Annotated in this window: 19 protein-coding genes and 1 pseudogene; 14 read left to right on the top strand and 6 right to left on the bottom strand. The window is 67.4% G+C overall.

The window, feature by feature from the left end:
- Nucleotides 1-42 precede the first annotated feature (42 nt).
- Nucleotides 43-924, bottom strand: coding sequence for a helix-turn-helix domain-containing protein (locus tag PKB_RS11410; RefSeq protein WP_043251809.1), 882 nt, complete (start codon nt 922-924; stop codon nt 43-45).
- A 199-nt stretch (nt 925-1,123) separates the two neighbouring features.
- Here PKB_RS11410 and PKB_RS11405 point away from each other — a divergent pair, with 199 nt between their 5' ends.
- Nucleotides 1,124-2,104 carry an AraC family transcriptional regulator gene (locus PKB_RS11405; protein ID WP_242411219.1) on the top strand — a complete coding sequence of 327 codons (981 nt, stop codon included), beginning with the start codon at nt 1,124-1,126 and terminating at the stop codon, nt 2,102-2,104.
- 99 nt (nt 2,105-2,203) lie between these two features.
- Here PKB_RS11405 and PKB_RS11400 read toward each other — a convergent pair whose 3' ends face one another.
- Entirely contained in the window at nt 2,204-4,129 is a 1,926-nt protein-coding gene (locus PKB_RS11400) for a tyrosine-protein phosphatase (protein ID WP_043251806.1), read from the bottom strand.
- A 249-nt stretch (nt 4,130-4,378) separates the two neighbouring features.
- Between PKB_RS11400 and PKB_RS11395 the strand changes: the two genes are divergently transcribed.
- From PKB_RS11395 to PKB_RS11365, 7 genes are all read left to right on the top strand, one after another.
- Nucleotides 4,379-5,293, top strand: coding sequence for a LysR family transcriptional regulator (locus PKB_RS11395; protein WP_043251804.1), 915 nt, complete (start codon nt 4,379-4,381; stop codon nt 5,291-5,293).
- 3 nt (nt 5,294-5,296) lie between these two features.
- The gene (locus PKB_RS11390) at nt 5,297-6,199 is read left to right on the top strand and encodes a LysR family transcriptional regulator (protein WP_043251802.1); all 903 of its coding nucleotides are present in this window, start codon (nt 5,297-5,299) and stop codon (nt 6,197-6,199) included.
- 136 nt (nt 6,200-6,335) lie between these two features.
- Complete coding sequence (locus PKB_RS11385; RefSeq protein ID WP_043251801.1) at nt 6,336-6,962, top strand: glutathione S-transferase family protein; 627 nt, start codon at nt 6,336-6,338, stop codon at nt 6,960-6,962.
- A 54-nt stretch (nt 6,963-7,016) separates the two neighbouring features.
- Nucleotides 7,017-9,059: a pyridoxamine 5'-phosphate oxidase family protein gene (locus tag PKB_RS11380; protein ID WP_043251799.1), complete on the top strand. Its 2,043-nt coding sequence runs from the start codon at nt 7,017-7,019 to the stop codon at nt 9,057-9,059.
- Between the two features lie 12 nt (nt 9,060-9,071).
- Nucleotides 9,072-9,263 carry a hypothetical protein gene (locus tag PKB_RS11375; RefSeq protein ID WP_043251797.1) on the top strand — a complete coding sequence of 64 codons (192 nt, stop codon included), beginning with the start codon at nt 9,072-9,074 and terminating at the stop codon, nt 9,261-9,263.
- A gap of 135 nt (nt 9,264-9,398) precedes the next feature.
- Nucleotides 9,399-10,805 carry a DUF2252 domain-containing protein gene (locus PKB_RS11370; RefSeq protein WP_043251795.1) on the top strand — a complete coding sequence of 469 codons (1,407 nt, stop codon included), beginning with the start codon at nt 9,399-9,401 and terminating at the stop codon, nt 10,803-10,805.
- Nucleotides 10,806-11,909: a hypothetical protein gene (locus tag PKB_RS11365; RefSeq protein ID WP_043251793.1), complete on the top strand. Its 1,104-nt coding sequence runs from the start codon at nt 10,806-10,808 to the stop codon at nt 11,907-11,909.
- A gap of 21 nt (nt 11,910-11,930) precedes the next feature.
- Here the strand turns inward: PKB_RS11365 and PKB_RS11360 are convergent, their stop codons facing one another.
- Both PKB_RS11360 and PKB_RS11355 read right to left on the bottom strand, forming a co-directional pair.
- Nucleotides 11,931-12,578, bottom strand: a complete 648-nt coding sequence (locus PKB_RS11360; protein ID WP_043251791.1) for a TIGR02466 family protein — start codon at nt 12,576-12,578, stop codon at nt 11,931-11,933.
- Nucleotides 12,579-12,852: 274 nt separating this feature from the next.
- Nucleotides 12,853-14,058 carry an NAD(P)/FAD-dependent oxidoreductase gene (locus PKB_RS11355; RefSeq protein WP_043251790.1) on the bottom strand — a complete coding sequence of 402 codons (1,206 nt, stop codon included), beginning with the start codon at nt 14,056-14,058 and terminating at the stop codon, nt 12,853-12,855.
- Nucleotides 14,059-14,198: 140 nt separating this feature from the next.
- On the opposite strand from PKB_RS11355, the gene pdxR reads away from it, so the two are divergent.
- Together pdxR and PKB_RS29570 are read left to right on the top strand one after the other, a co-directional pair.
- On the top strand, nt 14,199-15,719 hold the full coding sequence (gene pdxR, locus PKB_RS11350) for a MocR-like pyridoxine biosynthesis transcription factor PdxR (protein ID WP_043251788.1): 1,521 nt from the start codon (nt 14,199-14,201) through the stop codon (nt 15,717-15,719).
- Between the two features lie 29 nt (nt 15,720-15,748).
- A pseudogene (locus PKB_RS29570) lies at nt 15,749-16,026 on the top strand (ArsB/NhaD family transporter); the annotation flags it as partial.
- A 126-nt stretch (nt 16,027-16,152) separates the two neighbouring features.
- Here the strand turns inward: PKB_RS29570 and PKB_RS11345 are convergent.
- Nucleotides 16,153-17,928: an acyl-CoA dehydrogenase C-terminal domain-containing protein gene (locus PKB_RS11345; protein WP_043251786.1), complete on the bottom strand. Its 1,776-nt coding sequence runs from the start codon at nt 17,926-17,928 to the stop codon at nt 16,153-16,155.
- A 57-nt stretch (nt 17,929-17,985) separates the two neighbouring features.
- Nucleotides 17,986-19,608, bottom strand: coding sequence for an acyl-CoA synthetase (locus PKB_RS11340; RefSeq protein ID WP_043251785.1), 1,623 nt, complete (start codon nt 19,606-19,608; stop codon nt 17,986-17,988).
- A 204-nt stretch (nt 19,609-19,812) separates the two neighbouring features.
- Between PKB_RS11340 and PKB_RS11335 the strand changes: the two genes are divergently transcribed.
- From PKB_RS11335 to PKB_RS11320, 4 genes are all read left to right on the top strand, one after another.
- Nucleotides 19,813-22,068 (top strand): PAS domain-containing sensor histidine kinase, encoded by a 2,256-nt coding sequence (locus PKB_RS11335; RefSeq protein WP_043251783.1) that lies wholly within the window; start codon nt 19,813-19,815, stop codon nt 22,066-22,068.
- A gap of 11 nt (nt 22,069-22,079) precedes the next feature.
- The gene (locus PKB_RS11330) at nt 22,080-22,712 is read left to right on the top strand and encodes a response regulator transcription factor (protein ID WP_043251781.1); all 633 of its coding nucleotides are present in this window, start codon (nt 22,080-22,082) and stop codon (nt 22,710-22,712) included.
- 596 nt (nt 22,713-23,308) lie between these two features.
- Nucleotides 23,309-24,688: a purine-cytosine permease family protein gene (locus PKB_RS11325; RefSeq protein ID WP_052355240.1), complete on the top strand. Its 1,380-nt coding sequence runs from the start codon at nt 23,309-23,311 to the stop codon at nt 24,686-24,688.
- A gap of 271 nt (nt 24,689-24,959) precedes the next feature.
- A complete protein-coding gene (locus PKB_RS11320) occupies nt 24,960-25,757 on the top strand; it encodes a class I SAM-dependent methyltransferase (RefSeq protein ID WP_043251780.1) in 798 nt (265 codons plus the stop codon).
- Nucleotides 25,758-26,044 lie beyond the last annotated feature (287 nt).

Genomic DNA, 26,044 nt, shown 5'->3' with positions numbered 1-26,044 from the left:
GAGATCCGCTCCTACCGGGGCATCGAGGTTAGGCGTGGGGCCTCAGGACCGACCGCCCTGCTTGATGGTCGCCTTCGGGTACTCGCCGAACAGCGCGTAGTACGACTGGGAGAACCGCCCCAGGTGCCAGAACGACCACTTCATCGCCACATCGGCCACGCTCATGCCGGTCTCGGCGGCGTTGAGCAGGTCGCGGCGGGCGGCGTTCAGGCGGCGGTTGCGCAGCCAGACGATGGGCGGGATGCCCGCGTAGCGCAGGAAGGATTGCTGCAGGCTGCGCGGCGAGACGCCGGCTTTTGCGGCCAGCTCGGTCATGCCAAGGTTTTCCTCGGGACAATCGTTCACCACCTCCTTGACTCGCTGCACCACGCGCTTGGCCTGGACGATGGAGCGCGAACGCTGGGCGTCGCTGGGCGGCGCTTCGCAGAGCAGGGAGAAGCAGTTGGACACGATGCCTTGCGCGATGCCGGGCGCATCCATGGCCTGCTGCTCGCCGTGGGCGCCGGTGAGCAGGTTGCTGAGCGAGGTCGCGACCTGGCTGCAGTGGTCGGAGCGCAGCGGCGTGAGCACCAGGTCGGCGAAGGAGTCGAGCGCCTGGCCCCACTGCCCTGCTTGCTTGATCACCACCGCCACCTCGCGGTAGTTCTCCGGGGTGACCCAGGCGTTGCGGGTCTCGCCGTCGAGCAGGTAGAGGGTGTTGTCGGACATGTCGAAGCTGAACACCAGGGCCCCGGGCGGCGCGTGGAACTCCTGCTCCACGCGCAGGTTCATCTGCTCCTCGAAGAGCTCGATGCCCTCGACCTCGGCATGCAGGATCCGTCCGGCGAAACGCCCCGCGGACATCTGCGTGTACTGCTGTTCCCAACCGGGAATCGCAATGCGCTGCTGATCGACTTCTTGTGCTTCTACAACCCTGACCGACATACCCAGACCTGGCGGTTTTCCTGGCCGGGAAGGCTATCAACCGGCCCGAGCCGCGTGCAAGCGCCGCGCGCCCGCGGCCACGACCTTTCATCCAGCCGTTGCATCATAGTGCTGTCATCCACGGCTGCTAGATTGCGCGCCCACAATCTGCTCGCAACGCCCTGGGCAGGCCGCCACCGCGCCGGATGGAAGACTGGACATGAAGCTGGACTCGGGCTCTTCGCGCACGCCATTCCTGATCCGCTCCGAAGACATGGACGCTGACGAGTTCGGTGCCCTCTTCACACGGATGTTCGGCCCCCTCTATTCGGGGTTGCCGCGTCCGGAGCGCAAGGTCGCCATCGCCGGGGTCTACGGCCGCCACGACGGCCTGAGCTTCCGCCGCCTGAGCTTTCGCGGCGACTTCACCACCGCCATGCCCGACCAGGACGACGAGATCACTTTCGTCTTCCCCACCGCCGGCAAGATCGTCTTCAACCAGGCGAGCGAGACCGTCGGGGTGCCGACGGTTGGCCTGGCGATCGAGAAATCCTCGGTGCGCTCGGCGAGCTTCGTCGATGGCCACGCGCAGCACGGGATATCGGTGCGCCGCGCCCTCTTCGCCCGGCGGCTCTCGACGCTGCTGGGCAAGCCGGTGGTGCACAAGATGCGCTTCCAGCCCGTGGTCGACCTCAAGGTGGAAGCCTTCCAGGGCATCAAGGCGCTCATCGGCATGGCCACCGGCTCGGAGTTCGACCTGCTGATCAAATCCAGCGCGCTGATGCCCGCGCGTCTGCAGGAGATGCTGGTCGACGCCGTGCTGGAGAACTGGCCGCACAACTACAGCGAGGCCCTCCGGCGACCGGGCCCGATGATCGCGCCGCGCCATGTGCGGCGGGCCGTGGAGTACATCCAGGCGCATCCCGAGGCGCTCATCAGCGGCACCGAGCTGGCCGAACTGACCAATGTCAGCCTGCGCGCGTTGCAGGAGGGTTTCCGCCGCTTCATGGGCAGCTCCATCGTCGCCTACCAGCGCCAGGTGCGCCTGGAGCGGGCGCACGCCGCGCTGCTGGAGGACTCGCCGCAGTCCATCCGCGATATCTCGCTGGGCCTGGGTTTCAGCAACCTGGGGCGCTTCTGCCAGTACTTCCAGAGCGCCTACGGGGTCAGCCCGGCGGACCTGCGCAAGGGCCGCGCGTAGCCCAAACGACAAAGGCGCGCTGCCGGTGAGGCAGCGCGCCCTTGCCGAAACCCGCCCGATCCGCCGTGGGGATGCCGGCGGATCGGGCGACGTGGTCGATCAGAACTGGTAGCTGGCCTTGAGGCTGCCGCTGTAGCCGTGGCTGCCGCTGCCGCCGAGGGCGCCGACTTCCGCACCCACGCTCAGGTCGCCGAGGCTGGCCATGGCGTTGACCGCGGCGCTGACCTGGTCGCGGTTGTCGAAGGCCGCACGCTGGGCTACGTCCAGGCCCAGCAGGTGGCCGTCGCTGTTGACCTTGTAGTCGCCCAGCGCGTGGTCATAGCCCAGGTCGATGCCCGGCACCAGCTGCCAGCCGCCGCTCAGTGCGACCGGCATGAAGCTCACCTTCAGGTTGGCGATGGCGCTGCGGCGGGTTTGCTCGATGCCGTCGACATCCAGCGCCAGCTCGCTGCCCTTCTCCTGGAAGCCGGACAGGTCCAGGTGGCTGATGCGCACGCCCAGGCTCGGTTCGAGGATCGCGTCCTTCACCGGGATGCGATAGCCCAGCGACGCGCTGCCGCCGCTAAGTGTGCCGTGGCTGTCGCCCTTGGCCGTGCCGAGGCCGCCGCCCAGTTCGCGCTTGCTGTCGTAGTCGAGCCAGCCGGCGCTGAGGTCGGCGTCGACGAACAGGCCCTGCTCCAGGCTATCCGGGGCGAAGCGCGCGCCCGCGCGGAGGAAGGTCAGGTCGGTGTCCACCTCGCCACCCGCCCCGCCCACGCTGCCACGGCTGTAGCCGAAACCGGCGGGGGGGGTGGGCTGGTCGGAGAAGCGCTGGGTCAGGCCGATCATGGTGCCCTGGGTGTGCTCGTTGCTGCTTGCGGCCTGGGACGAGCCGTCGTTGCCCTGGTAGCCGGCCAGGGTGGTGGTCCACAGGCGGCGCTGGCCGGTCTTCAGGTCGGCGCCGCTGGTATAGGGGGCGGCAGCGCGGTCGATCAGCGCGTCCTGGCGCAGCAGGTAGCTGGCGGCGTCGGCGTGCACCTGGCCACCGACGGTGGATTCCACGCCGCCGAGGGTGCCGGCGTCGATGGCCGATTGCAGGTAGTAGTTGTACGCCGTGTAGTTGCCCGAGAGGCTGCTGTTCTGCAGTTGCAGCAACAGTTGCGCGCCGGCGGCGGCGTTGCCGGAAAGGCCGGCGGTGCCAGGCAGGCTGCTGTAGTAGACCATCTTGCCGCGCAGCACGTAGAGGGTTTCCTGGGACAGGCCCAGGCCTTCCTTGAGGTAGTTGTCCATGCTGCCGTACTCGGCAACCACCTGGTCCAGGCCGGCCTGCAGGTAGCTGGCCTGCACGCCGAGCAGCGGCGCGTAGATAGCCGCCATGCTCGGCGGCATCTGCGCCAGGGTCGCGGCAACGCGGGCGGCGGTGTATTCGTTGGTGGCCAGGTAGTCGGACATGATGGTCGCGCTGTCCACCCCGGCGATACTCAGCAGCACGGCGGCGGTCCAGCCGGTGCGGTCCTTGCCGGCGGTGCAGTGGAACAGCGCCGCGCCGTCGGCCGATGCCAGCTCGTTGAACAGCGTGGCGAACTGGCTGCGCATCCCGGCATCGCTGACGAAGGAGCGGTTGGTCTGTTCCATCATCTCGATCGCCTGGGCGGCGCTGGTGACGGAGATATTGGTGATGTCGGCTCCGGAGGTGGCGCTGCCAATGATGTCGATGTTCTGGTAGCTCGCCCCGCTGGGCAGGGTGTCGGGCGTAGACGCGATCTCGCTGGCGGTGCGCAGGTCGAAGACTTCCTTGATGCCCAGGGTGTTCAGCGTGGCCAGGTCGGCGGCCGACGGGGTCAGCGCGTTGGAGCGGTAGAACACGCCCGCACGCATGGTGCCGTCGTTGCGGGTGGTGTACGCGGTGGTAGTGCCGGCCACGTCGCGGAAGTTGTCGATGCCGGTCAGGCGCGGGGTATCGAGGGTGTAGGTCTCGGTGGCCTGGGCGGTAGCGATGGACAGGCTGAGAACGGACAGCGAACAGCAGAGAACTCGATGTAGCACGGTGTAGCCTCGTCGATGGAAATGCGGATTGAGCGGGCTACTTTCGGTGGCGATCCGCTATCGAATATGACAGGACGCCGGCAAAGCCAAATGGCTGCGCATTCTGTCCGCGGGGTGCGTTATCTGTCCGTGCCGGTCAGAAATGACGAGCGATTTGCCGAATCGCCCGCCGCCGGAGATTGGCGGGATGCCAAGGACCAACTATGTTCCCCGGCATCCCGAAGAGTTCACGGCGCGAAGTGGTGAGGCATGGACAGGTTCCAGGAAATGAAGGTGCTGCTGGCGGTGGCCGAGGCGGAAAGCTTCGCCGGCGGGGCGAAGCAATTGGGCCTGTCGCCGCCCAGCGTGACCCGCGCCATCGCCGCGCTGGAGGAGCGCCTGGGCACCCTGTTGCTGGCGCGCAGCACCCGCAGCGTGCGCCTGACCGAAGCGGGCCGGCGCTACGCCGAGGATTGCCGACGCATCCTGCAGGAGCTGGAGGAAGCCGAGGAACTGGCCGCCGGCAGTGCCCTACGGCCGCGTGGCAACCTGACGGTGACCGCGCCGGTGCTGTTCGGCGAGCTGTACATGGTGCCGCTGATCGCCGAGTTCCTCGCCGCCCATGCCGAGGTGTCGGTGCACGCGCTGCTGGTGGACCGCCTGGTGAACCTCATCGACGAAGGTGTCGACGTCGCCGTGCGCATCGGCCATTTGCCGGAGGGCGAGATGAACGCGCTGAAGGTCGGCGAGATCCGCCCGGTCATCTGCGCCGCCCCGGCCTTTCTCGACAAGGTCGGCCGCCCGGCCACCCCCACCGACCTGCTCGACGCGCCGGTGGTGATGTCCGCCTCCAGCACCCTGCTCACCGACTGGCAGTTCGTCACAGCGGACGGCGCCGTCACCCTGCGTCCACAGGCACGCTTCGTGGTCACCTCGAACAACGCCGCCATCCATGCGGCGAAGCTGGGCTGGGGCTTCACCCGCGTGCTGTCCTACCAGGTCGCCGACGCCGTCGCCCGCGGTGAGCTGGAGATCGTCCTCGACGCCTTCTCCATCGCCCCGCTCCCCATCCACCTGCTGCAGCCGGGCGGCGCGCGGGCCTCGGCCAAGGTTCGCGCCTTCATCGAGTATTGCGCCGAGCGCCTGCGCAACGACCCGGCGCTACGCCTGGCCGCGCGGGAGTAGTCCTTGGACCGCTTTCGCGAAATGCAGGTGTTCGATGCCGTGGCGCGCGCTGGCAGCCTGGCCGCCGGTGCGCGGCTGCTGGCGCTGTCCACGGCGACGGTGATGCGCGTCGTCGCCGCGCTGGAAACACGCCTGGGCTGCGAGTTGCTGCTGCGCGGCCCGCGCGGGGTCAGCCTGAGTGACAGCGGGGAAGCTTTCGCCGCGAGCTGCCGGCAGATACTCCTGGCGCTCGCCGAGGCGGAAAGTTCGGCCGCCGGCCTGCACGCGCACCCGGCCGGGCAGCTGACGGTCTCGGTGCCGCTGCTGATGGCCGATCAGGTCTTCGCCCCCATAGCCCTCGACTACCTCGCCGCCTTCCCCGAGGTGCGCCTGCGCCTGCAGGTCCACGAGGAACCACCGCGGCTGCTGGAGGACGGCATCGACGTGGCCCTGGTGATCGGCCACCTGCCCGACTCCTCCGGCTTCGCCCTGCCGGTCGGCCAGGTGACGCCCGTCGTCTGCGCCGCCCCGGACTACCTGGCACGCCACGGGCGACCGACGACGCTCGACGCGCTCAAGGCGCACCAGTGCATCGCCGTGAGTGCCGTCCACGCCAGCAGCGAATGGCGCTTCCGCCAGCAGGAAGCGGCCCGTTCAGTGCGCCTCGCGCCTCGCCTGACCTGCAGCACGGTCCAGGCGGCGATCCGCGCCGCGACCCTGGGCCAGGGGCTGGCCCGCTGCCTCAGCCACGAGGCGCATCAGGAACTGCGTAGCGGGCAGCTCGAAGCACTGCTGCAAGACTTCGCCGGCCCCGCCCTGCCCGCCCAGCTGATCTACCGCGAGGGCCGCCGCGCCGCCGCCCGCGTGCGCACCTTCCTCGACTTCGTGGTGCCGCGCCTGCGCGCCCATCCAGCCCTGCGCGGCTGACATTCTTGCGATTTCTGAAACGCTGGATTGCCGGCCCTGGCGATTCTGCGAAAACGCCGGTGGGCGCAGCATGGTCCCATCAGCGCGAGACACTGACTCGGCGCTGCCTTCCCCCACTTGCCACGGAGTCACTCGCATGTCGCACGCCATCAAGCTGTATCGCCACCCGCTGTCCGGTCACGCGCACCGCGTCGAGCTGCTGCTCGCGCTGCTGCAGCAACCCACCGAACTGGTCTTCGTCGATCTCGCCAAGGGCGCGCACAAGCACCCCGAATTCCTCGCCCTGAACACCTTCGGCCAGGTCCCGGTGATCGACGACAACGGCACCGTCGTCAGTGACTCGAACGCCATCCTCGTCTACCTGGCGAAGAAATACGGCAACGGCCGCTGGCTGCCGGAAGACCCGCTGGGCGCCGCCCGGGTGCAGCGCTGGCTGTCAGTGGCCGCCGGCCAGCTTGCCTTCGGCCCGGCCGCCGCGCGGCTGATCACGGTGTTCGGCGCGCGCTTCAACGCCGAGGAAGTCCTCGCCCGCGCCCATGCGCTGTTCCAGGTGATGGAAAGCGAGCTGGCGAAGTCGCCCTTCCTCGCCGGCGACAGCGCGACCATCGCCGACATCGCCAACTACACCTATATCGCCCACGCGCCGGAAGGCAACGTATCGCTGCAGGACTACCCGCACCTGCGCGCCTGGCTGGCACGCATCGAGGCCCTGCCCGGCTTCGTGCCGATGCAGCGCACCGCCGCCGGCCTGCTGGCCATCTGAGTCCATTCGCCCGCTGCCGGGGCCGCCCGGCAGCCTCCCCGCGAGGTGTCCGCCATGGAGCATCTTCCCAAGCACCGCCACTCGCCCTGGCATGCCGGTGAACGCGCGATCCAGGAACGGGTCGGCGTGGCCGAACGCATGGAAGTCTTCGGCCAGAAGGTGATCCGCGACTACATGCCCGACCAGCACCGCGAGTTCTATCACCAGTTGCCGTTCATCATCGCCGGCGCGGTGGATGAGCAGGGCCGCCCGTGGGCAACGCTGCTCGAAGGGCCGGAAGGCTTCGTCACCTCGCCCGATCCGAAACGCCTGCTGCTGGAAACCGCACCCGACGCGCAAGACCCCGCCGCCAGCGGCCTGCAGCCGGGCAACGCCATCGGCCTGCTGGGCATCGAGCTGCACACCCGGCGGCGCAACCGCATGAACGGCATCCTGCAGCAGGCCGACGAGGGGCATTTGGCTGTCGCGGTCGAGCAGTCCTTCGGCAACTGCCCGCAGTACATCCAGCGCCGCGAATGGCATCGCGACGAACGCCCGGCCAGCCAGCGCTCGGCGCGTCAGGACTTCACCGCGCTGGACGAGGCACTGGCGCAAAGAATCCGCAACGCCGACACCTTCTTCGTCGCCAGCTACGTCGAGCACGAGGACGGGCAACGTTCGGTGGACGTCTCCCATCGCGGTGGCCGCCCCGGCTTCGTCCGCGTCGAGGGCAACCGCCTGACCATCCCCGACTACGCCGGCAACCTGCACTTCAACACCCTGGGCAACCTCAGGAGCAATCCGCAGGCCGGGCTGCTCTTCGTCGACTTCGCCAGCGGCGATGTGCTGCAGGTCTACGGGCGCACCGAGCTGCTGTTCGACAGCCCGCTGATAACCGCCTTCGAAGGCGCCGAACGCATCTGGACCCTCGACGTGCAGCAGGCCGTGCTGCGCCCCGGCGCGCTGTCGATCCGCTGGGATTTCCAGGACTACGCGCCGACCAGCCTGATGACCGGCACCTGGGCCGAGGCCGACGCCAAGCTGGCCAGCCGCGAACAGCGCCAACAGTGGCAGGAATGGCGGGTGGTGCGCGTGGAACAGGAAAGCGAGGCGATCCGCTCCTTCTACCTGCAACCCAGTGACGACACGCCGGTGAGCTTCGCGCCGGGGCAGCACCTGCCCATGCGCCTGCAGATCGGCGAGCAGGCGCTGGTGCGTACCTACAGCCTTTCCAGCGCACCCTCGGACGGTGAGCTGCGCATCAGCGTCAAGGCCCAGGGCCTGGCCTCGCGCCACCTGCACGAGCAGGTGCGGGTCGGCGACCGCCTGCAGGTTCGCGCGCCCACCGGCCGCTTCACCCTGGCCGACGATTCCAGCCGCCCGGTGGTGCTGATTGGTGCGGGCGTCGGCATCACCCCGCTGCTGTCGATGCTGCGCGAGCTGGTGGCGCAAGGCGGCGAGCGGCGCATCCACCTGTTCCAGTCCGCACGCAATCTGCGCCAGCTGCCGTTCCGCGAGGAAGTCGACGCGCTGCGCCAGGGTTGCCCGGATCGGCTGCAGGTCCTGCGTGCGCTGAGTGTTCCGGACGACGATGCGGTCGCAGGCCGCGACTACGAACTCGCCGGGCGCCTGGAGATCGCCGCGATCAAGGCCCACCTGCCGCTGGACGACTACGACTTCTACCTGTGCGGCCCGGGGGAATTCACCCAGTCGCTCTACGACGGCCTGCGCGCGCTGAACATCGCCGACGCGCGCATCCACGCCGAAACCTTCGGCCCCTCGACCCTGCGGCGCAGCGACCAGACGCACCTCGCCACACCGCCGCAGCCCCCGGCGGCGAGCGTCCCGGTGCCGGTGTACTTCTCTGCTTCAGCCAAGGAAGCGCGCTGGCAACCGGACGGCGGCAGCCTGCTGGAGCTGGCCGAAAGCCGTGGCCTGAACCCCGATTTCAGCTGCCGTGGCGGCTCCTGCGGCACCTGCAAGACGCGGCTGCTCAGCGGCCAGGTGCACTACCCGGTGCCGCCGGCGGAAATGCCCGAGCCCGGCTCGGTGCTGATCTGCTGCGCGGTGCCGGCGCAAGACGAAGGCGGCGTGAAGCCGCTGGTCCTGGACCTCTGAGGAGATAACCCTATGCATACGGCGGAGCGGTTGCCCTACTGGGAAGACGAATACCTGCAAGAACCGATGGCGACACCTTGCACCACCGGCGAGGCGGAAGTCGGCTATCTGCTCCCGCAGTTGCTCGCCACGCCGGACTGTCCGTCGCGCTCGCGGGTATTCCCGCCGGTACTCGACTGGCTGAGGCGCACTCGTCGCGGATGATCCGGATCAAGGCTGGCAGAGGTTCGCTTTTAAGGGTGCAGGCCGGTGTGCGCTGGCAGGACGGAATTGATCTAGCTTGAAGAGACCGGGTTTCGCCACGAACCCGTTCCCCTGCGCATCGGTGACGACAGCATCATGGCCAGCCATAAGAAATCCACCCACAAGTACACCAGCAAGAAGTCCCCGCCGACGCCGGTATTCCGCTCCCGCGAGGAGCGCCTGGCCATCGGCAAGCAATTGCGCGACAAGGTCCCTCGCGAGAGCCATGCCAAGTGGAAGGCGCCCGGCCGCCAGCGCGACGTCATCGCCATCCTGGAAAAGTCCAACCGCGACCGGCTCAAGGATCTGGTGCCGATCCGCTACGGGCGCATGCTGCGCACGCCCTTCACCTTCCTGCGCGGTTCGGCGGCGCTGATGGCCCACGACCTGGCCCTGGGGCCGGACATCGGCGTGCGCTTGCAGGCCTGCGGCGATTGCCACCTGCTCAACTTCGGCCTGTTCGCGACCCCTGAGCGCAACCTGGTATTCGACCTCAACGACTTCGACGAAACCTTGCCGGCGCCCTGGGAATGGGACGTCAAGCGCCTGGCCGCAAGCTTCGCCGTGGCGGCGCGCGACAGCAGCGTCTCCGATGCGCGCGCCCGTGACGCCGCAGTCGCCTGCGCGCGTTCCTACCGCGAGAACTTGCGTACCTACTCGAAGATGAGCCCGCTGGAGGTGTGGTATTCGCGTCTCGATGCGCAGACGCTGCTGGAGATGGCCCCCGACGCCAAGGTGCGCAAGTTCCGTCAGCAGCTGATCGACCGCGCCCGTGAGCGGGTTATGGAAAGCGTCTTCCCGAAGATCGCCGGACAGATCGCCGGGCATCCGCGCATCGTCGACCAGCCGCCGGTCATCCAGCACGTTGCCGACCCCGGGTTCATGAAGCGTGCACACGAGGCCCTGGTCCTGTATCGCCGTAGCCTCTCCGACGAACGCCGCGTGCTGCTCGACCGCTATCACATGGTGGATGCCGCGCTCAAGGTCGTGGGCATCGGCAGCGTCGGCACGCGCTGCTTCATCGTGCTGCTGTTCTCGGAGGAGAACCATCCGCTGATCCTGCAGATCAAGGAGTCCTGCCGTTCCGTGCTGGAACCCTACGCCGGCAAATGCCAGTACGAGAACCAGGGCCAGCGCGTGGTCATGGGACAGCGCCTGATGCAGTCGTCCAGCGACATCTTCCTCGGTTGGACGAGCGGCCGCGCGAGGCGCGACTTCTTCGTGCGGCAATTGCGCGACATGAAGCTCTCCATACCGGTCGAGCACATCACGGCTTCCCAACTGGAGCGCTATGCAGACCTCTGCGGTCTCACCCTCGCGCGCGCCCACGCCAAGTCCGGCGACGCCGCAACCATCTCCGGCTACCTCGGCAACGGAGACGCCTTCGACGAGGCCCTGGGCGATTTCGCCTTGCTCTACGCGGACCAGACCGAGCGCGACCACGCGGTACTGGTCAAAGCGGCACGCGCCGGGCGCGTGAAAGTGCTGAACGAGGAAGAATAGGTGGCGCTCCTCCCGCCCCGCCGGGCGCCACTTCGCAGCGTACTGCCGGCCGCCAGCCTGGCCGCCCTCCTGGCCCTCGGCGCGTGCAGCCACATGGGGCCGGGCACGGTGGCCGTGGACCGCTTCGACTACAGCTCGGCGGTGGCCGACTCCTGGAAACAGCAGACGCTGCTGAATATCGTCAAGCTGCGCTACATGGACCTGCCGGTGTTCGTCGACGTGGCCTCGATCGTCGCTGGCTATTCCCTGGAAACCGGCGGCAGCCTGGGCGGGCAGATCTCCTCGGCGGACGCGGTGCAAGGCAACAGCGTGCTGCTCGGCGCCACCGCCAAGTACACCGACCGCCCGACCATCACCTACGTGCCCCTGACCGGCGAGCGCTTCCTCGCCGGCCTGGTCACCCCCATCGACCCGAAGAACATCTTCTCCATGCTGCAATCGGGCTATGCGGCGGACTTCATCCTCGGCCTGACCGTGGACTCGCTCAATGGCGTACGTAATCGCTCGGCGGTGGCGGGCAATATCCGCGAGGCGGACCCCGAGTTCATCCGCGTGCTCCAGCTGATGCGCGAAATCCAGGCCGCCGGCGCGGTCGGCATGCGTGTGGACGAAGACAAGGTCAAGGGCAGGACCGCCGTGCTGTTCATGCGGCGCAACGACGTCGCACCGGAGATCCTCGCCAAGCAGAAGGAGCTGCGCACCCTGCTCCACCTGCCCGAGGATCGCCAGCACTTCATCCTCCGCTATTCACCGGTGCGCGGCGAAAACGACGAGCTGGCTGTCAGCAGCCGCTCGCTGCTGCAGATCATGACCGCCTTCTCCAGCTACATCGACGTTCCGCAGGAGCATCTCGACGAGCACAGCGCACTGCCGACCTTCCAGGATGGCGAGGCGAACAGTTCGGGCTCGCGCATCCATATTCGCAGCGGCAAGGAAAGGCCGAAGCATGCCTACGCCGCCGTACCCTACCGGGACTACTGGTACTGGATCGAAGACAGCGACCTGGCCGCCAAGCGCGCACTGGGTGCGGTCATGTTCTTCTTCACCCTGGCCGAAACCGGCAGCAGCGAGAAGGCTCCGCTGGTGACAATCCCCGCGCAGTAGCTGCGGGTAGCCGTAGCCGCCTCAGACGCCGAAGTTGAACGCCACCGAGATGCGCTCGCCCTGCCCCAGGTACGGCCGCACGCGGTGCAGCAGCCAGGACGGGAACATGAGCATCCGGCCGCTGCTCGCCGCCTCGCTGGTGCAATAGCCCGCGCTCAGGCATTCCTCGATGCGCATGCGCAGCTCCGGGCGATAGACCGACGGCAGCATGCCGCGCGGGTCCTGGAATTCCAGGTCGCCGTCCACCGCCGGGTCCGCCGCGCGACCGCCGTCCTCGACCCAGTAGACCCCGGACCAGAAGGCGCCAGGATGGCCGTGCAGCATGTTGCTGTCGCCCTGCCGGTTGATGTTGGCCCAGACGTTGTACTGCCAGTCCTGCTCGAAGTGGACCAGCCCGCTGCCGTCCAGGTGCATGGCGGTAAGGCTGCTCGCCAGGCACCGGGCCGTATCCAGCAGGCGTCGACCGGCCTCGCCCGCCCATTCGGCGAAGTCACCGTCCGACTGCCAGCCGCCCTTGTTGCTGTGCGTGACGCCCGGCGTGGCATCGCGCCGCGCGAGGATGCGCGCCTTGAGTTCGCGATTGAGGCTGTCGCTATCGGCAAGCCAGTAGCTGGCCACGGGGGTCGGGAAAAGCTTGCGGATGTGGATGTCTTCGTCGTTCAAGCGCATGCCCTGGTCCCTCGCGAATCACATTGATGCGGGGCGCTGCTTGGCCACCGTTGCTGGCGGCGAATGATACGGACAGTCGCCGACGATCTCAGTCGAGATTCGCTTACAAAAAACCGGCGAAATGCGCCTTACTGCATCGATCCGGACACATTCGAGCAGTGCTGTATCAACCACCGGACAATTCCGCCCACCTGCGCGAACAGCAACCTTCGGCGCACGAAAAAAGGCCCCGGAGGGCGATAACCCTCCGGGGCCTGGCTGGCATTGCCCGGCGTCAGGCGACGACCGGGATCAGCGGGTCCGCCGCGGCCAGTGCTTGCGCGCGGTCGGCCGCCGGCGGGTAGATCCACTGGGTGTTGATCTGCATCTTCAGCTGCTTGGCCTCATCGCCTACCAGCACCACCTTGCGGTCCCAGCCCTCGCTGTACACCGCGCCCCAGGCGCCGAGGTCGACGCAGGTCACGTACTTGGGCTGGCTATAGGGGATGGGCGCCACGCCCAGCAGGTCGGCGGCGGCGTTGTTGCCCGCCGAGCGGCCCAGGGCGATGGCGTGCTGGCAGCTCATCAGGGCGAAGTTGCCGATATCGTCCGAGGCTGCGTAGGCGGTATCGCCGCTGGCGTAGATGCGCTCCTGGCCGAGCACCTTGAGGTTGCGGTCCACGTGCAGGCGGCCGCGTCCGTCGCGCGGGGCGTCGATCTGCGCGGTGAGCGGCGAGGCCTTCATGCCGGCCGACCAGATCACCGTGAGCGCCTCGATGCGCTCGCCGCTGCCGAGGGTCACGCCGCCCTCGTCCACCGCGGCGACCTGCTCACCGAGGCGCCACTCGATGCCCAGGCTGTCGCTGGCCCGGGCGACCACTTCGGCGATCCCGTCGCCGAAAGCCGCACCGACGCGCTGGCCCGGGTCGATGACGATCACCCGCGCCGCCACGTCTTCGCCAAGGATCGCCCGCAGCCGGGCGGGCATCTCGGTGGCGCCTTCGATACCGGTCAGGCCGCCGCCGACCACCACCACGGTGTTGCGCGCCGGGCTGTCGGCCAGGGCGGCGAGGCCGAGCAGATGGGCTTCGAGTTTCAGCGCCGACTCCAGGCTGTCGACATCGAAGGTATGGCGGTCGATACCGGCGCCGGCCGGACGCGCCACTTCGCTGCCGGTGGCGACGATCAGCCGGTCGTAGTGCAGCTCGCCCGCCTGGCCGCTGCCGTTGACGTAGGTGACCCGGCGCGCCTGGCTGTCGATGCCGGTGGCGCTGCCACGCACGAAGTCCACGCCCACCGCGTCGAACAGCTCGCCCAGCGGCGCGCTGCAGGTGCTCAGGTCGGGTTCGTAGAAGCGCGGGCGGATGCGCAGCTCGGCCTGGGGCGCGAGCAGGGTGACGGCGACGTCCGTGCGTTTGTGCAGGTCCAGCAGGCGTTGCGCGCTCAGGGCGCTCCAGAGACCGCCGAAACCGGCGCCGATGATCAGAATTCGCTGTTGCATGGCTCGCTCCTGAAGAGGGGGGAAGAGAGAGAAGATCCGGCGGGCTTCGCCGTACCACGGAGCCGATTCTGCGAGCACAAGTGGATCGTGTATTGATCCATTTCGCACTAACATGACTGGTCCACTTCAGGAGCCCCGCCATGCCTGCCCACAAAGCCGCCCCGTTGGTGCTGTCCCTGCCCCTCGGCGAGCCCGAGCCAGGCGCCGGGCTACAGCGCTGGCTGTACGACGCCCTGCGCCATTGCATCCTTGGCGGCCGCCTGCCGGCCGGCAGCACATTGCCCAGCACCCGCGCGCTGGCCGAGCACTACGGCCTGGCGCGCGGCACCGTGCAGGCGGCCTACCAGCAGTTGCTGTCGGAGGGCTACCTGGAGTCGCGCACCGGCAGCGGCACCCGCGTCAGTGCCGTTTTGCCGGATGCGACCCTGCGCAGCGGCTACGTGCAGCGCAAGGTGACGCCCGGCAGCGAAACGCCGCGGGCGGCACCCCGCACGCCCTGGATCGAGCGCCTGGAATCGATCTCGCCGGTCTTCGCCAAGCGCGCGGTGGCGCCGGGCACGCGACCGTTCTTCCCGCATCGCGGCGATGTCCGCAGCTTCCCCATGGACCTCTGGCGCAAGCTGCACCAGCAACACCTGCGCGCCTCGCGTTCGAGCCTGCTGCTCGACGGCGACCCGGCCGGCCTCCCCGCCCTGCGCGAGGCGATCGCCGAGTACCTGCACATCGCCCGCGGCGTGCATGCCAGCGCCGAGCAGATCCTCGTCCTCGGCAGCGTGCAGCAGGGGCTGGACCTGTGCCTGCGCCTGCTGGTCCCGCCGGGCGAGCGAGTGTGGCTGGAAGACCCCGGCTACCCCGGCGCGCGGCAGCTGCTGGAAGTTGCCGGGGTAAACCGGGTGGACGTGCCGGTCGACACCCAGGGCCTGCGCGTGGAAGACGGCATCCGCCAGGCGGCGGACGCCCGCCTCGCCTGCGTCAGCCCCTCCCCCCCCCCCGCGCTGGGCGTGGAGATGTCACCGGCGCGGCGCCTGGCGCTGCTGCGCTGGGCGACACAAAGCGGCGCCTACATCTTCGAGGACGACTACGACAGCGAGTACCGCTTCATCGCCAAGCCGATCCCGGCACTGCGTTCGCTGCCCGGCGCGAGCAGTTCGGTGATCCTCGCCGGCACCTTCAGCAAGCTGCTGTTCCCGGCGATCCGCCTGGCCTACCTGGTGCTGCCGGAGCAATTGGTGCAAGCCTTCACCCGCGCCACCGCCCTCACCGCCCGACACGCCAACAGCCTGGGCCAGGCAGTGCTCGCCGACTTCATCCGCGAAGGCCACTTCGACCGTCACGTGCGGCGCATGCGCAAGCTCTACGCGACCCGCGCCGAAGTCTTCGCAGAGGCCGCGCAGCGTCACTGGCAAGGGCTGATCCGCGTGCCGGAGGTCCGCGCCGGCCTGGACATCGCCTGCACCCTCGAAGCCCACACGGAAGCCGACGCCTTCGCCCGCCTCAATACCGCTGGCATCGACGTGCTGCCACTGTCGCGCTACTGCGTAACGCCACGCCCGCCCGGCCTGGTGATGGGCTTCGCGCCCTACGACGAGCAATCGATAGCCGAAGCCGCCAAGGCGCTGGAGCAGGCCTTGCGCGCTCCACCCTCCACCGGCACCCCGTAGGATGGGTTGGGCCTGCGTTCTGCCGGCACCACGGCCGGCGCCTGTTTGCCTTCTGCGTGCTGCTCGGCGCTGTTCACCAACGACGGCGCGGCGCTGATCCTCACGTCCATCGTCATCTCCATGCTGCTGGCTCTGCGCTTCTCCCGCGCCGCCATCCTTGCGTTCGTCATGGCCGCCCTTCATCGCCGACACCGCGAGCCTGCCGCTGGTGGTGTCGAACCGGGTGAACATCGTCTCCGCCGACTACTTCCACCTCGGCTTCTCCGAGTACGCCGCAGTGATGGTGCCGGTGAACCTGGCCAGCATTACTGGCCAACAGGTACTGAGCCGATACAACGCTGGAAGCCTGCTTGCATCGGCCGGAAGACCTGCCATCAAGAAAAAAGCGTGGCCAACATTGACGACTGGCCACGCAATCACGCTCAACTGAAATTCAGAACTGCTCGGCGCCCAGCTCGAACAGGCTGTCGCTGCCGGCGCGGATCGAACTCGCCAGGGACTCGATACGCGGCAGCAGGCGGGCGAAGTAGAAGCGAGCGGTGGCCAGCTTGCCGTCGTGGAAGTCGTCTCCCTTGCCCAGGCTGGCCTGCGCCATGCGCGCCCACATGTAGGCATAGGCGGTGTAGCCGAACAGGTGCAGGTACTCCACCGAGGCCGCGCCGATTTCCTGTGGCTGGCTCGCGGCGCGCTCGCGGACGTGGCGGGTGACGGATTCGAGCAGGTCCAGCGCATGCAGCAGCGGCACGCTGAAGGCGCCCATGGCCGCGTGGTCGGCAGCATCGGCGAAGGTACGGATTTCCCCGGCGAACAGGGCAAGCGCCTGGCCGCCGTCGGCAACCACCTTGCGGCCGAGCAGGTCCAGCGCCTGGATTCCGTTGGTTCCCTCGTAGATCTGCGCAATGCGCACGTCGCGCACCAACTGTTCCTGGCCCCATTCGCGGATGAAGCCGTGGCCGCCGAACACCTGCTGGCCGTGCACGCAGCTTTCCAGTCCGGTGTCGGTGAAGAAGGCCTTGGCGACCGGTGTCAGCAGCGCCACCAGCGCCTGGGCGGTTTCGCGTTCGGCAGCGTCTTCGGCGTACTTGGCGAGGTCCAGTTGCCGACCCACGTAGGTGGAGAAGGCGCGACCGCCTTCGGTCAGGGCCTTCATGGTCAGCAGCATGCGGCGTACGTCGGGGTGCACGATGATCGGGTCGGCAGCCTTGTCCTTCGCCACCGGGCCCGTGGCGGCGCGGCTCTGCAGGCGTTCGCGGGCGTAGGCCACGGCGCTCTGGTAGGACATCTCGGCGCAGCCGATGCCCTGGATGCCGATGGACAGGCGCTCGTAGTTCATCATGGTGAACATCGCCGCCAGCCCCTTGTTCAGCTCGCCCACCAGCCAACCGGTAGCGCCGTCGAAGTTCATCACGCAGGTGGCCGAGGCCTTGATGCCCATCTTGTGTTCGACCGAGCCGCAGGAAACGGCGTTGCGCGCACCCAGCGAGCCGTCTTCGTTGACCATCACTTTCGGCACCAGGAAGAGCGAGATGCCCCGCGAGCCGGCCGGGGCGTCGGGCAACTTGGCCAACACCAGGTGGATGATGTTGTCGGTGAGGTCCTGCTCGCCGCCGGTGATGAATATCTTGGTGCCGGTGATGCGGTAGCTGCCGTCGGCCTGCGGCTCGGCGCGTGTGCGGATCAGCCCCAGGTCGGTGCCGGCGTGGGGCTCGGTCAGGCACATGGAGCCGGCCCATTCGCCTGCGTACATCTTCGGCAGGTAAGTGGTCTTGAGCGCCAGGTCGGCATGGGCGTCCAGCGCCAGGCAGGCGCCGGCGGAGAGAGTAGAGTAGAGGCTGAAGCTGGCGTTGGCGCCGTACATCATTTCCTCGAACTGCACCGAGAGCATCTTCGGCATGCCCATGCCGCCGTACTCGGGGTTGCCCGCCAGCCCGACCCAGCCACCTTCGGCGTAGGTCGCGTAGGCCTCGCGGAAGCCGGCGGGCGTACGCACGTCACCCTCGATGAACTGCACACCTTCCTCGTCGCCGCTGCGGTTGAGCGGGGCTAGCAGGCCACTGGTGATTTTCGCCGCCTCCTCGAGGATGGCATCGGCGGTGTCGGCGTCGATGCGCTCGGCCAGCGCCGGCAGGCGAGCCCAGAGGGCAGAGGCGTCGAACACTTCATCGAGCAGGAAGCGCATGTCGCGCAGGGGCGCGTTGTAGTCAGGCATGGCGAACTCCGGCGCGCCCCCATGGAGGGCGCGCGCAATGGCAGGCGAAAGGTCGGGTCAGAGGGCGTTTGCCCAGTCGCGCAGGACGAACTTCTGGATCTTCCCGGTGGACGTCTTGGGCAATTCGGTGAACACCACGGTGCGCGGCACCTTGAAGCCGGCCAGGTGCTCGCGGCAGAAGTTCATGATTTCCTGCGCCTCGACCGCGGCGTGCTCACCCTTGAGGGTAATGAAGGCACAGGGCGTTTCGCCCCAGCGCTCGTCCGCGCGGGCCACCACGGCGGCCTCCAGCACGGCCGGGTGGCGGTAGAGCACACCCTCGACCTCGATGGTGGAGATGTTCTCGCCGCCGGAGATGATGATGTCCTTGAGGCGGTCGCGGATTTCCACGTAGCCGTCCGGGTGCCAGACCGCCAGGTCGCCGGTGTGGAACCAGCCACCGGCAAAGGACTCCTCGGTGGCCGTGGGGTTCTTCAGGTAGCCCTTCATCACGGTGTTGCCGCGCATGAAGATCTCGCCGATGGTCAGGCCGTCGCGCGGTACCGGCTCGAGGGTCTTGGGGTCGGCGACCATCACGCCTTCCAGGGTCGGGTAGCGCACGCCCTGCCGGGACTTGATGCGGGCGCGCTCGTCCAGCGTCAGTTCGTTCCATTCCTCGTGCCAGGCGCAGACCGTCACCGGGCCGTAGACCTCGGTCAGACCGTAGACGTGCGTAACCTTGATGCCCATTTCCTCCACGGCACCGATCACCTTGGCCGGCGGCGCCGCGCCCGCGACCATGGCGTGCACCGGATGGTCGATGGAGGCCTTGGCCGACTCGGGCATGTTGATCAGCGCGTTGAGCACGATGGGCGCGCCGCACAGGTGGCTGACCTGGTGTTCGCGGATCAGCGTGAGGATCTTCTGCGGATCGACCCGGCGCAGGCAGACGTGGGTGCCGGCCAGCGCGGTGACGGTCCAGGGGTAGCACCAGCCGTTGCAGTGGAACATCGGCAAGGTCCAGAGGTAGACCGGGTGCTGGCCCATGGACCAGGTCATCTGGTTGCCCAGGGCGTTCAGGTAGGCGCCGCGGTGGTGGTAGACCACGCCCTTGGGATTGCCGGTGGTGCCGGAGGTGTAGTTGAGGGAGATGGCGTCCCATTCGTCCTGCGGCCACTGCCAGGCGAACTCCGGGTCGCCCTCGGCAAGCAGCGCCTCGTAGTCCAGTGGGCTGACGGCCTGGCCTTCGCCGTACTCGGGGTCGTCCACGTCGACCACCAGCGGCGGGTGGTCGAGCATGCCCAGGGCGGCGTGGATCACGTCGTGGAATTCGCGGTCGGTGATCAGCACCTTGGCTTCGCCGTGCTGCAGCATGAAGGCGATGGCTTCGGCATCCAGGCGCACGTTGAGGGTGTTGAGCACCGCGCCGATCATCGGCACGCCGAAGTGCGCCTCGATCATCTGCGGGGTATTGGGCAGCATCACCGCCACCGTGTCGCCACGGCCGATACCACGGGCGGCAAGCGCGGAGGCCAGGCGGCGGCAGCGCTGGTAGGTTTCCTTCCAGGTACGGCGCAGGCTGCCGTGGATGATGGCGGTACGCTCCGGATAAACGGAGGCGGTGCGTTCGATGAAACTCAGCGGCGACAGCGCGATGTGGTTGACGGCCGCGCGCGGCAGGCCCTGCTCGAAGATCGACATGAGGACACCCTGTGGCTGATTGTTAGCTCATTGTTCTGTTGTGACCCGTGGAGCGCTTGGCAGCAGGCGGGTCGTGACCGGTGCGGCAGGCTGTCGCCCGGTCATTGCGGTGATTTATAGCAATGTCCACTTTTATATGGAAGTACAACCTAAGGTGTATGGTATAAATACTATATTCACCAGCAATCCCTTCGAGCCTCTCCCATGTCCGAGTTGAACACCTTGGTGCGCCTGGTCCGTGAACAGGCGCCCGTCGCCGTCCAGGCTGACGCCTTGCAGCGACTCTGCCTCGAACGCGAGGGCGTGGAGCGTGCGCTCTACGTCGAGTGGCAGCCGCGCAGCCAGAGCTTCGAAGCGATAGCCGGCGCGTCCCGCCTGCCGCCGGGCAGCGGCGATCCGCTGCAGGCCAATGACCTGGCGCTGGTCGGGCGCCTGGGCGAACGCACTCAGCTTCCGCTGCCGGACCTGCTGGAGGTGCCGTGCTGGCTCAGCGGTCGGCTGCACCGTGGAGGCTGGAGCCAGGGCCTGGCGCTGGTCCTGCCGCTGCGGGCCGGAGGGCTGGGGTTGCTGCTGCTGCAAAGCACCCGGCCGGAGGCCGAGGGTTGGCTCGGCTGGATCGGTGAGCTGCTCGGCGAAGTGCTTGCCCTGGCTCATCGGGCCAGGCGTGCTGCACCGCTGCTCAGCGCCGATCCGCAGCCGGCCCTGGTGCTGGACGACGCGGACGCGCTGGTCGACTGCAACCAGGCCATGCGCCAGTTGCTCGCGGACTTTCCCGGGAGCGATCCGCGCGACCTGCTGCCGAGCAACCACGCGCAATTGCTGCAGACCTGTCTGGAACAAGGGCGAGCGGTGCACGAGGTGGTCGGCGAGCGCGAGGGCCGGCAGTTCCTCTGGACTTTCGTGCCGATGCCAGCCGAGCGGCAACTGCTGGCCCAGGGTCGTGAGGTCACCGCGCAACTGCGCGAGCAGCGCGAAGCGGCCAAGGCCAGCCGGCTGTACCGGCAGATCATCGAGAACACCACCGACCTGATTTCCCGCCGCACCCTCGATGGCCGCCTGCTCGATGTGTCGCCGGCCTCCTGGACGCTGCTCGGCTACTGGCCGGAAGAGCTGCGCGGCAAGCCACTGTTGCCGCTGCTCCACGACCAGGACCGCCAGCGGGTCGCCGAACGCACCCGTGACGCGTTGGTGCAGGACGGCTACGTGACCCTGACCTATCGCCTGCGCCATCGCGACGGTCACTACCTCTGGTTCGAGACTGCCAGCCGCGCCATCCGCGAGACCTACACCGGCCATGTGATGGAGGTGGTCAGCGTTTCCCGCGATATCACCGCCCGAGTGCGAGCCGAGGAAAGCCTGCGGCGGTTGGCCGAGGTCGTCGAAGCCAATACCGACCTGGTGCTGTTCGTCGATCCTGCCGGGCGAATCACCTACGCGAACCCCTCGGCGCGCCGTGCCCTGAGGCTGGCCGGCGAGACGCTGCCGGAGTCCGTCGCCACGGTACTCGACGACGGCCTGCTCGCGGCGCTCGAGCATGACGGCTGGGAGACCGCCCGGCGCGAGGGCGTATGGAGTGCCGAAGGCCGGCTGCGCGCGGGCGACGACCGACATACCGTGCCCCTCTCGCTGGTCCTGCTGGCGCACAGCGCGGCGGACGGCCAGCGCTACTACTCGCTGGTGGCTCGCGACATGACCGAACGCGAACTGCGCGAGAACCAGCAGCGCCGTCACCAGGACGAACTGGCCCACACCGCGCGCCTGGTGACCCTCGGCGAACTGGCCTCGGGCATCGCCCACGAAATGAACCAGCCACTGGCCGCCGTGATGAACTACGCCAGCGCCAGCCTGCGCTACCTGAAGACCCTCGACAGCCAACCGGAAGCGGCGCAGCGCGTGGCCCAGGGCTTGGCGCGGATCGTCGAGCACACCACCCACGCCTCGGAGGTGATCCGCCGTCTGCGTGCCTTCCTGCGCAAGGGGCAGCGGCGCATGCAGGCCCTGGACCTCAACCAGGTGGCGCGGACCTCGCTGGGCCTGTGCGCATGGGAGGCGGCCCGTGCGGAGGTGGCGATCAGCGAGGCGTTGACGGAGCGCCTGCCGCCCGTCTACGCCGATCGCGTGCTGCTGGAGCAGGTTTTCCTGAACCTGCTGCGTAATGCTGTCGAGGCCAATCGCGAGCGGCATGCCGGCGAGCCCTCGGGAGTGCGTATCGGTAGTCACCGCGAGGAGGATGGACGGCTGTGCGTCTGGGTTGAGGACGAAGGTCCGGGGGCGAGCAATGCGACGCTGGAGCAGATGTTCACGCCGTTCTTCACCAGCAAGCCGGAAGGGCTGGGATTGGGGCTGTCGATGAGTCGCGGTATCGTCGAAGGCTTTGGCGGCACGCTGGATGCCCGTGCCGCGGCCACCGGAGGCCTGCGCCTGGAGTGCCGGCTGCCGGCAGGGAAAACCGAACAATGACGGAGACAAAGATGGAAACGGCGGTGGTGTATGTGGTGGACGATGACCAGCGGATGCTCGACTCGACAGTCTGGCTGCTGGAGTCGGTCGGCCTGAAGGCGAAGGCGTTCACCAGTGGCCGCGAGTTCCTCGACGCCTGCCCGGTCGATACCCACGGCTGCGTCCTGCTCGACGTGCGGATGCCCGGGCTGGGCGGCCTGGCGGTGCAGGAAGAGATGCGCCGGCGCGGCATCGAGCTGCCGGTGATCTTCGTCAGCGGCCACGCTGATGTGCCCATCGTGATCCGCGCCTTCAGGGCGGGAGCGGTGGATTTCGTCGAAAAGCCCTACAACGAGCAGTTGCTGCTCGACAGCGTGCAGCAGGCGCTCAGCTCTCGCGAGCGGCAGCATGCTTCCCGTTCCGGGCTGGGCGAGCTGGAAGCACGCCTGGCTGCATTGACGCCCCGCGAACGCGACGTGTTCCTGCCGCTGGTGCGCGGCTATACCAGCCGCGAAGTCGCCGAGCAGCTGGAAATCAGCGTGAAGACTGTCGACCTTTACCGCGCGCGGGTGATGAAGCGCATGCAGGCCGCGACACTGCCGGACCTGGTGGGCATGGCCATCGCGGCCGGATTGGTGGATCCGCTGCGGCTTCGCCCCAGCTAGCGCGCGTTCCCGGGGGGACGCCCTGCCATCCATGGATCGAGCGTCCTGCTGCCTCTGGCCAGTGGCGCTGCCGACCCGAAGCATCCGCTCCCGCTACCTACGAATTCTCGGCCGCCTCTTCCAGCTGATCGGCACGCTTTTTCCAGGCGCGGTTGACTGGGCTCTCAGGCGTCAACGCCGCTTTAGCCTGGTCGTAGTCCCCGCGGCCCTGCATCTCCATGACATTGGATACGGCATGCACCGCCCCACCATCCTGCGAATTCAGGGAGACGGCTTCGTGCCCCCTGCCCTTGCGCCTGCTGGCAACGGCTCGCAAACGAGGAAAGTCCTGTGACGGCTCCTGACCGACGCTTGTCTCCACCACCAGCAGATTGCGCCTCGAAGCTGGCGGCGGCGGGAGCCAGCCCTGGGTCAGATCGAACGGGAACGCCCAACAACTGCAGGCGTCTTCGTGCGGCAGGAAGGCCTTGGGCGACGCCAGGGGCGCACAAACCGCTTATCGCATCGGTCGCTGGTAGCTACGAGATGTTCGCGACCAGGCCGAATAGCCCTCGATAACCTATTGATAATCGGAGGGAAAGAATAAGGAGTCGGTCGTGAAGCTTGAAAAGCGCAGTATCGAGTTTGTCCCTCACGCTGAGCGCTATGGCACGCCCAGACGATTGTTCACCATCTGGTTCAGCTCCAATTTCCAGGTGACCGCGCTGATGGTCGGCACCCTGGGCATCGCCTCGGGGTTGAGCTTCGCCTGGACAGTGCTCGGCCTGCTGATCGGCAACCTCGTCGGCACCGTCTTCATGGCCGCGCACTCCGCCCAGGGCCCGCACCTGGGCGTCCCGCAGATGATTCAGAGCCGGGCGCAATTCGGTGTCTACGGCGCGGCGATTCCCTTGCTGGTGATGGTCACGGCGGCGGTGCTGTTCCTGGCCGCCAGTGGCGTGCTGATGCGCGATGCCTTGAAGGCGCTGCTGCCCATCGGCGATGACCAGGCCATCGTGGTGGTAGGCATCCTGACCTTCGTCATCGGTTTCGTGGGCTACGAGCTGATCCACCGCCTGGGGGCGTGGATGAGCCTGATGTCGACGCTGGTATTTGCCGGCGCGCTGGTTCTGATTCTGCTGCACCCCGGCGACGCGATGTCGACGACGACAGCAAGCGCGGGCTTTTCGCTGACCGCCTTCAACCTGGTGGTCGCGCAGGCGGCCTCGTGGACCTTGGGTTACGGCCCCTACGTGGCGGATTACTCCCGTTACCTGCCGGCCCACGTCAACACACGCACCACGTTCTGGACCACCTACTGCGGCTGCGCACTGGGGTCTTTCGCCATGATGGCCCTGGGCGCCCTGGTGGCCGTTGCGATCCCCACCATGCTGGGGCATGACCCGGCAACCGCCATCGCCACGCTGTTCGGCCCCTGGGCCCCCTTGGCGCTGGCCGTGATCGCGCTCGGGGTGATCCAGTACAACGTGCTCTGCCTGTACAGCGCCTACATGTCCACGGTCACGATCTTCGGGGCCTTCGGTGGGCTGCGCTACGTCACGGCCACTGCAAAAGCGTCGGTCATGGCAGTGCTGACCGTGGCCGCAACGCTGATCGCCATCGCCACCCAATACCGTTTCGACACCTTCTTCGCCGACATCCTGATCGGGCAGCTCTACCTGCTGATCCCCTGGAGCGCGATCAACCTGGCCGACTACTACTGGGTATGCCGCGGTCAGTACGACGTGGGCGAGCTGTACGACCCCAAAGGCCAGTACGGACGCTTCAATCGACGCACGCTGGCGGTGTATGCCGTCTCGATCATCGGCACGATCCCGTTCATGAAGCTGTCGTTCTACACCGGCTTCGTCGCGAACTGGCTGGATGCGGACATCAGCTGGGCAGTGGGCCTGGTACTCGCCGGGGCGCTGTACTGCATGGTGAACAGCCAGCCCGCAACCGCGCGACGCCAGTTCCGCTCCCCTGCTCCCGACTGATCCCTTGGCGACAGAGGGACATCACGCACTGAGGCCAACCCGGTCTGCAGGATGCAAAGGTGCGGTTGTCCCGATTACGCCAGGCAGAAGTCGGCCAGGAGTTGCCCGCGGCCCGAGGCAGTTATCGATCCGTTGCGGACATGAAACCTGAGCGTTCCGGCATCGAATCAGGGCACGGGCGCGGGAGGTAACCTTCCTTTTTTGACGAGTTGCATCTTGCGGCAAACAATTCAATCGTTGCCTCAATCGCCGCTGCAAAGAGGTGTACGCCGTGTCAAACGATCCGTTTGCCCAGCTCAAGGCCATTCAGCGAGAGGGATGGTCGCTCTTCGCACCGCTCGAAGCCGTCACGACGACGACGGCAGCGGTGCTCGTCAAACATGCGTGCATACGCGCAAACCAGGTGGTGCTCGATGTCGGCTGCGGCACTGGCGTGGGGGCGGTGACGGCGGCGCGCGTGGGCGCGAAGGTCTGCGCGCTCGACCTTTCGCCTGTATTGATCGAGCACGGCAGGCAGCACGCCGCCCTTGCGGGCGTCGAGATCGACTTCACTGAGGGTGATGTAGAAGCCCTGCCATACGGGGACTCGACCTTCGATGTGGTGATCAGCCAGTTCGGGCACATGTTTGCGCCCAGACCGGACGTAACCACTGCCGAGATGCTGCGTGTACTCAAACCGGGCGGAACGCTTGCGTTCTCAACATGGCCGCCGGAGCACTACGTGGGGCAGATGTTCGCGCTGGTTGGCAAGTTCGTTCCGCCACCTCCAGGCGCAGCCGCGCCTCCGCAATGGGGAGATCCAAACATCATCCGCCAGCGGCTCGGAGATGCCGTGACAGACATAGTGTTTGATCGCTCAGTCATGGTGTTTCCTGCGTTAAGTCCGCAGCACTATCGCAAAGGCATAGAGGAAACCCTTGGCCCGGTGGTGAAACTGGTTGCTGCTTTGCAAGATGAACCGGCCAAACTCGCGGCCTTCAGGGCGGAGCTCGACAGTTTTGTCTCACGTTACTTTGAGAACAACATGGTGCGTCAGCACTACTTGATGACTCGGGCAACGAAGAAATAGCTCTACCCGCTGCCGGGTAGAACGCCCAGCATCGCTGGATCAACAACGCTTCGTAGGGGCTGATCAACCGATCATCCGACAGGCCGCTATTGGCCGGTTTCTGCCACTCACGAATGGCTGCAATGGGTCGACTTCTGTCGATCACGATAGGCAGAGATCGGCCAGAAGCGGACCTAGGAAATAGGTCTCCATCTTCCCGGTTAGCGGCCAGTACTCCGAGTAGCCATCCTTATCAGCACACTGGTGGACGACTTGTCGCGAACACCAGCGCTACTTGCTGTCGCCAG

The sequence above is a fragment of the Pseudomonas knackmussii B13 genome, assembly GCF_000689415.1.
Taxonomy (GTDB): domain Bacteria; phylum Pseudomonadota; class Gammaproteobacteria; order Pseudomonadales; family Pseudomonadaceae; genus Pseudomonas; species Pseudomonas knackmussii.
This window is presented reverse-complemented; position numbering and strand designations above follow the sequence as displayed.

Coding starts and splice junctions, on each gene's coding strand:
- PKB_RS11410 (WP_043251809.1), bottom strand. CDS start 924: ATGTCGGTCAGGGTTGTAGAAGCACAAGAAGTCGATCAGCAGCGCATT.
- PKB_RS11405 (WP_242411219.1), top strand. CDS start 1,124: ATGAAGCTGGACTCGGGCTCTTCGCGCACGCCATTCCTGATCCGCTCC.
- PKB_RS11395 (WP_043251804.1), top strand. CDS start 4,379: ATGGACAGGTTCCAGGAAATGAAGGTGCTGCTGGCGGTGGCCGAGGCG.
- PKB_RS11385 (WP_043251801.1), top strand. CDS start 6,336: ATGTCGCACGCCATCAAGCTGTATCGCCACCCGCTGTCCGGTCACGCG.
- PKB_RS11380 (WP_043251799.1), top strand. CDS start 7,017: ATGGAGCATCTTCCCAAGCACCGCCACTCGCCCTGGCATGCCGGTGAA.
- PKB_RS11375 (WP_043251797.1), top strand. CDS start 9,072: ATGCATACGGCGGAGCGGTTGCCCTACTGGGAAGACGAATACCTGCAA.
- PKB_RS11370 (WP_043251795.1), top strand. CDS start 9,399: ATGGCCAGCCATAAGAAATCCACCCACAAGTACACCAGCAAGAAGTCC.
- PKB_RS11360 (WP_043251791.1), bottom strand. CDS start 12,578: ATGCGCTTGAACGACGAAGACATCCACATCCGCAAGCTTTTCCCGACC.
- PKB_RS11355 (WP_043251790.1), bottom strand. CDS start 14,058: ATGCAACAGCGAATTCTGATCATCGGCGCCGGTTTCGGCGGTCTCTGG.
- pdxR (WP_043251788.1), top strand. CDS start 14,199: ATGCCTGCCCACAAAGCCGCCCCGTTGGTGCTGTCCCTGCCCCTCGGC.
- PKB_RS11345 (WP_043251786.1), bottom strand. CDS start 17,928: ATGCCTGACTACAACGCGCCCCTGCGCGACATGCGCTTCCTGCTCGAT.
- PKB_RS11340 (WP_043251785.1), bottom strand. CDS start 19,608: ATGTCGATCTTCGAGCAGGGCCTGCCGCGCGCGGCCGTCAACCACATC.
- PKB_RS11335 (WP_043251783.1), top strand. CDS start 19,813: ATGTCCGAGTTGAACACCTTGGTGCGCCTGGTCCGTGAACAGGCGCCC.
- PKB_RS11330 (WP_043251781.1), top strand. CDS start 22,080: ATGGAAACGGCGGTGGTGTATGTGGTGGACGATGACCAGCGGATGCTC.